This window comes from Aeromonas sp. L_1B5_3 (genome assembly GCF_963866575.1).
Classification (GTDB): Bacteria; Pseudomonadota; Gammaproteobacteria; order Enterobacterales; family Aeromonadaceae; genus Aeromonas; species Aeromonas jandaei.
Window position 1 is genome coordinate 1 of sequence record NZ_CAWMDN010000028.1, and the last position, 3,993, is coordinate 3,993.

Consider the following 3,993-nt stretch of genomic DNA (forward strand, 5'->3'; position numbering starts at 1 on the left):
AGCTCTTTGGCGAGCTCTAGCAGGCTGAGTTTGCGACGTGCTACTTTCTCCGTTGGTGGTCATACGGTGACTCCGGATAACACGGTAGGGGTACCGTTTTGTTATCCGGTTTGAAGCCCGTATGACCACTCCCTTTTGTGGGCAACTGTCAGGTGAATACAATCTCCATACAAACATAGTTTCATACAGTCTATAAACCCGCATAGCTAAAGGCTTTGCGGGTTTTTTGTTGTCTCTCATCTATCATAAGGCCTCATGACATCCCCCCCCCCCGAGTTTGGGGGTACTTTTGGGGGTACATGTTCCCACTGGGATAAAAAGTACCCCCAATTGAATCGGGAGATCCCCCTATGCCGCTATCTGATACCGCAGCTCGACAAGCCAAGTTCACTGGTAAGCTGCAGAAGCTGTCTGATGAAAAGGGACTCTTTTTACTTATAACTTCATCGGGGAAGTACTGGCACCTCAAGTTCCGCTTTGGTGGAAAGGAGAAGGTCCTGGCGCTAGGTGTCTATCCAGAGAGGTTTCCTTGAAAGAAGCAAGGGTTAAGAGAGAGGAAGCACGAAGGCTGCTGGCTGATGGCATCGATCCAAGTCTTGCCCGAAAGCAGAGCAAGGTGGCCAGCCGGCTTGCCAGCGAGAACAGCTTTGAGGTCATTGCTATGGAGTGGCACGAGAGTCAGCTAGCTCGCTGGAGTCCAATCCATGCCCAGCGGGTTATAGAGTCTTTGGAAGCTGATGCTTTTCCTGATCTTGGGCTAGTTCCAGTAGCAGAGCTAACAGCGCCGATCATGTTGGATGCGCTACGCAAGATAGAGGCTAGGCTGTGTTCTTAAAGTGATGAATATATAATCTCAAATCTTCTCAACAGCTTAAGACCTATGCAGTGTCCCGTCGTTACCAGTTGACCGATGCGCAATGGGGGCTTATCGAGCCCCTTTTTCTATGCCGCCGCATAAGCGGACGCCCTACTCGTGAGCCACGCCAAGTGCTTGATGGCATTCTCTGGATACTTCACATCGGCGCACCTTGGCGAGATCTGCCAGAACGTTTCGGCCCAGGGAGCTCGGTCTATAACACCTTTCGACGTTGGCTGAGTACAGGTCGTATCGATGCCATCCTTGCTGCGCTGCAACTGTATCTCAATGAAGAAGGGCTTATCGACTTCGACCTGTGGTGCATTGACGGCTCCAATGTCAGGGCATCAAAAGATGCTGCCGGAGCGCGTAAAAAACATTCCGGTTAATCAAGCTCTTGGTCGCTCTCGTGGTGGTTTTGGCAGCAAAATTCACTTGGTCACTGATGGTAATGGTTTACCGCTGGGGTGCTGCCATTCGCCGGGGCAATCAGCGGAAATCAGGTATGCGTCAAGTGCGTTGGCCATGGTAAGGATCCCTACTTCATCAGGCCGTTATCCCACTAGGCCAACTTATCTTGCCGCAGATAAGGCCTATAGCAGCAGGGCTCTGCGGGCAGAACTCCGGCGCAGAAAGATAAAAGCGGTTATCCCGTAACGCAGCGACCAGCAACGGCACCATAAGGGGCGCCCACTGGTGTTAGACAAAGTTCGTTATCGTAGGAGAAATGTGGTCGAACGGTGCTTCGGATGGCTGAAGAAGTTTCGCCGATTCTCAACGAGGTATGAAAAGCTGGCGGGAAGTTTTGCTGCTTTTATCAAGCTGGCTTTCTGCCTTCGTTACTTACGGGAACTATTGGTGGACAGAAAACCAGCATTTTGAGAACGCAGCCTAGCCTCTAAATGGGTCTATTCGGGCTGTAACATCTATGCGTAAACACTGGCTTATAGCCCTATTACTCTTTGCTCAAGGCTGCTGGGCACAAACATGGTTACTCCAGCAGCAAGATGAGGGGGTCACCCTGTGGGTCCGCCCCCATCCGCCGGGCTCGTTTGTGGAGATGAGGCTGGAGATGCTGGTGACTGCCTCACCATTGACTTTACTCGATGTGTTACGGATACCGAAAACCATCAAGTCTGGTTGCCAGAAAGCCGTGAAGTGCGGCTGCTCGCACGACCATCCGCCAATGAGGATATTGTCTACACCTTGCTTTCTGCTCCTTGGCCGTTAGAAGACCGGGAGTTGATCACTCGCTCTCTGCTGACCCGAGCGGTGGATTGCACACTGAGTTTAAAGGTTTGGGCTGTTCCCGATGTGCTGGTGCCACATGTGGGATTAAAGCGGATTAGCATCAGTAAAGGGGTATGGGAAGCGATACCACAGCCAAATGGCTCAACTCTGATCCGTCTTCAGAGCTATACAAATCCCGGTGATAATCTGCCTGGTTGGCTGGTTAATATTGTCGCCACCAAGGCTGCAGTACGGAGCTTTAAAGCAATTCGTCAGTTGCTGGAAGCCAAACCAGCTCACCCGTGCTCTTAAACCCAGAAGGGGATAATTGACCCACCAACTGGTGAAGATGAGCTGCTCTAGGAAGAGCAAGACAAGGTATGTATTTACCTGTTCAGCCACACACGTCTTGGAGGAGAGACTTAAAAGCATGAGGACGAGTAATGCCAGCATGAAGTTACAGAATGGCTGCGTTTATGAGCCTCGCACCCGCGTGCGATCACACTTTTCATGAAAGGAGCGGATAGCCTAAACAAGTTAGGATCGCTATTACGTCAATAGCAGAGTCGAGAAAGTAAGAATACATAATCAACAACAGTCTATGGTGCAATCGATCTGCAGGAGGCAATAACTTGCGCAGTAAGTGAACGTAATCACTCAAGGCGCCACTTTTATTAGCGGATTTGTCTGATTGAAGCAAAGTATTGCGGAGAAATGAGGTGTAGAAAATAGACGTTCACCTAACTTCATGATAAATAAGAATTAAGTGAAGTGGCATGGTCACTGCTTAAAGATTGGGCGAGTGCTATCTCATTTAACCAATCTATTTAGGAGCATACACATGCCAACTCCATGTTATATCAGCATTGAAGGTAAAACTCAGGGCAACATCACTGCCGGTGCCTTCACCTCTGATTCCGTCGGCAACATCTTCGTAGAAGGTCACGAAGACGAAATGCTGGTACAAGAGTTCCAGCACGTTGTGACTGTCCCGACCGACCCGCAATCCGGTCAGCCGGCTGGTCAGCGTGTCCACAAGCCGTTCAAGTTCACCGTTGCCCTGAACAAAGCCGTACCGCTGATGTACAACTCCTTGGCCTCCGGCGAAATGCTGCCGAAAGTAACCCTGAAGTGGTACCGCACCTCCGTTGAAGGCAAGCAGGAGCACTTCTTCTCCACCGTGCTGACCGATGCCACCATCGTTGACATCGACTGCCAGATGCCGCATTGCCAGGATCCTGCGAAGTCTGACTTCACCCAGCTGATCCAGGTTTCTCTGGCTTACCGCAAGATTGACTGGGAGCACACCGTTGCCGGTACCTCTGGTGCTGACGATTGGCGTGCGCCTATCGAGGCCTAAGCCTCCCTTTCTTATTTTGGAATTCCTTGTAGTAAATCTTGTACTGTCTGGCCGGTGTGCAACCGGCCTATCAGCCCGCGTTTTCTCCGGCCAGCCGTTGGCTGCCGGAGCTTTTATGTTTTGCCATCCCCCTGTTTTCAGATTCGGGGCGGAGTGATGGCAAAGCACACAAGAGGTTTCAGTTATGTGTCCTTCCATTGCACTGCTCGGTGACATCGGCACCGACCACGATGGCTTTCCACCGACCCCGGTGATAGCCGCCAGCCCTGATGTTTTCCTCGATGGTAAACCTGTGGTCCGTCAGGGCGATCCGCTAGCGCCCCATGACAAGCCCAACAACCCGCCTCATCCCCGCGCCATTGCCGGTGGGGTCGGCTCGGTGCAGGTCAACGGCAAACCCATCGCCGTCACCGGTACTGCGGTTGATTGCGGTGGCGTCGTGATTGGATCCGGCAGCGGACAGGCAGGATAAGGAGCAGATCATGGCACAAAGCACCGGATTGCAATTTACCGTCAAGGTGGGGGCGTTGCCCGAGAGCACCTTCGT

Annotated in this window: 5 protein-coding genes and 1 pseudogene; all 6 read left to right on the top strand. The window is 51.9% G+C overall.

Annotation, left to right across the window (positions count from 1 at the left end; genetic code table 11):
• The first annotated feature begins 350 nt into the window (after positions 1-350).
• The 6 genes and pseudogenes from AACR93_RS02885 to AACR93_RS02910 all read left to right on the top strand — a co-directional run bounded on the left by AACR93_RS02885 (position 351) and on the right by AACR93_RS02910 (position 3,918).
• The gene (locus AACR93_RS02885; RefSeq protein WP_330847844.1) at positions 351-533 is read left to right on the top strand and encodes an Arm DNA-binding domain-containing protein; all 183 of its coding nucleotides are present in this window, start codon (positions 351-353) and stop codon (positions 531-533) included.
• Positions 530-835, top strand: a complete 306-nt coding sequence (locus AACR93_RS02890; RefSeq protein ID WP_231557011.1) for a tyrosine-type recombinase/integrase — start codon at positions 530-532, stop codon at positions 833-835. The genes AACR93_RS02885 and AACR93_RS02890 overlap by 4 nt, the downstream gene beginning before the upstream one ends.
• Positions 836-885: 50 nt before the next feature.
• A pseudogene (locus AACR93_RS02895) lies at positions 886-1,738 on the top strand (IS5 family transposase).
• Positions 1,739-1,879: 141 nt separating this feature from the next.
• The gene (locus AACR93_RS02900; RefSeq protein ID WP_231557012.1) at positions 1,880-2,398 is read left to right on the top strand and encodes a hypothetical protein; all 519 of its coding nucleotides are present in this window, start codon (positions 1,880-1,882) and stop codon (positions 2,396-2,398) included.
• A 529-nt stretch (positions 2,399-2,927) separates the two neighbouring features.
• A complete protein-coding gene (hcp1, locus tag AACR93_RS02905; RefSeq protein ID WP_042031152.1) occupies positions 2,928-3,446 on the top strand; it encodes a type VI secretion system effector Hcp1 in 519 nt (172 codons plus the stop codon).
• 184 nt (positions 3,447-3,630) lie between these two features.
• Entirely contained in the window at positions 3,631-3,918 is a 288-nt protein-coding gene (locus AACR93_RS02910) for a type VI secretion system PAAR protein (RefSeq protein ID WP_043852232.1), read from the top strand.
• Positions 3,919-3,993: the final 75 nt, after the last annotated feature.

What these genes read in the sequence shown, in the direction of transcription:
- AACR93_RS02885 (WP_330847844.1), top strand. Translation starts at nt 351, where the DNA reads ATGCCGCTATCTGATACCGCAGCTCGACAAGCCAAGTTCACTGGTAAG.
- hcp1 (WP_042031152.1), top strand. Translation starts at nt 2,928, where the DNA reads ATGCCAACTCCATGTTATATCAGCATTGAAGGTAAAACTCAGGGCAAC.
- AACR93_RS02910 (WP_043852232.1), top strand. Translation starts at nt 3,631, where the DNA reads ATGTGTCCTTCCATTGCACTGCTCGGTGACATCGGCACCGACCACGAT.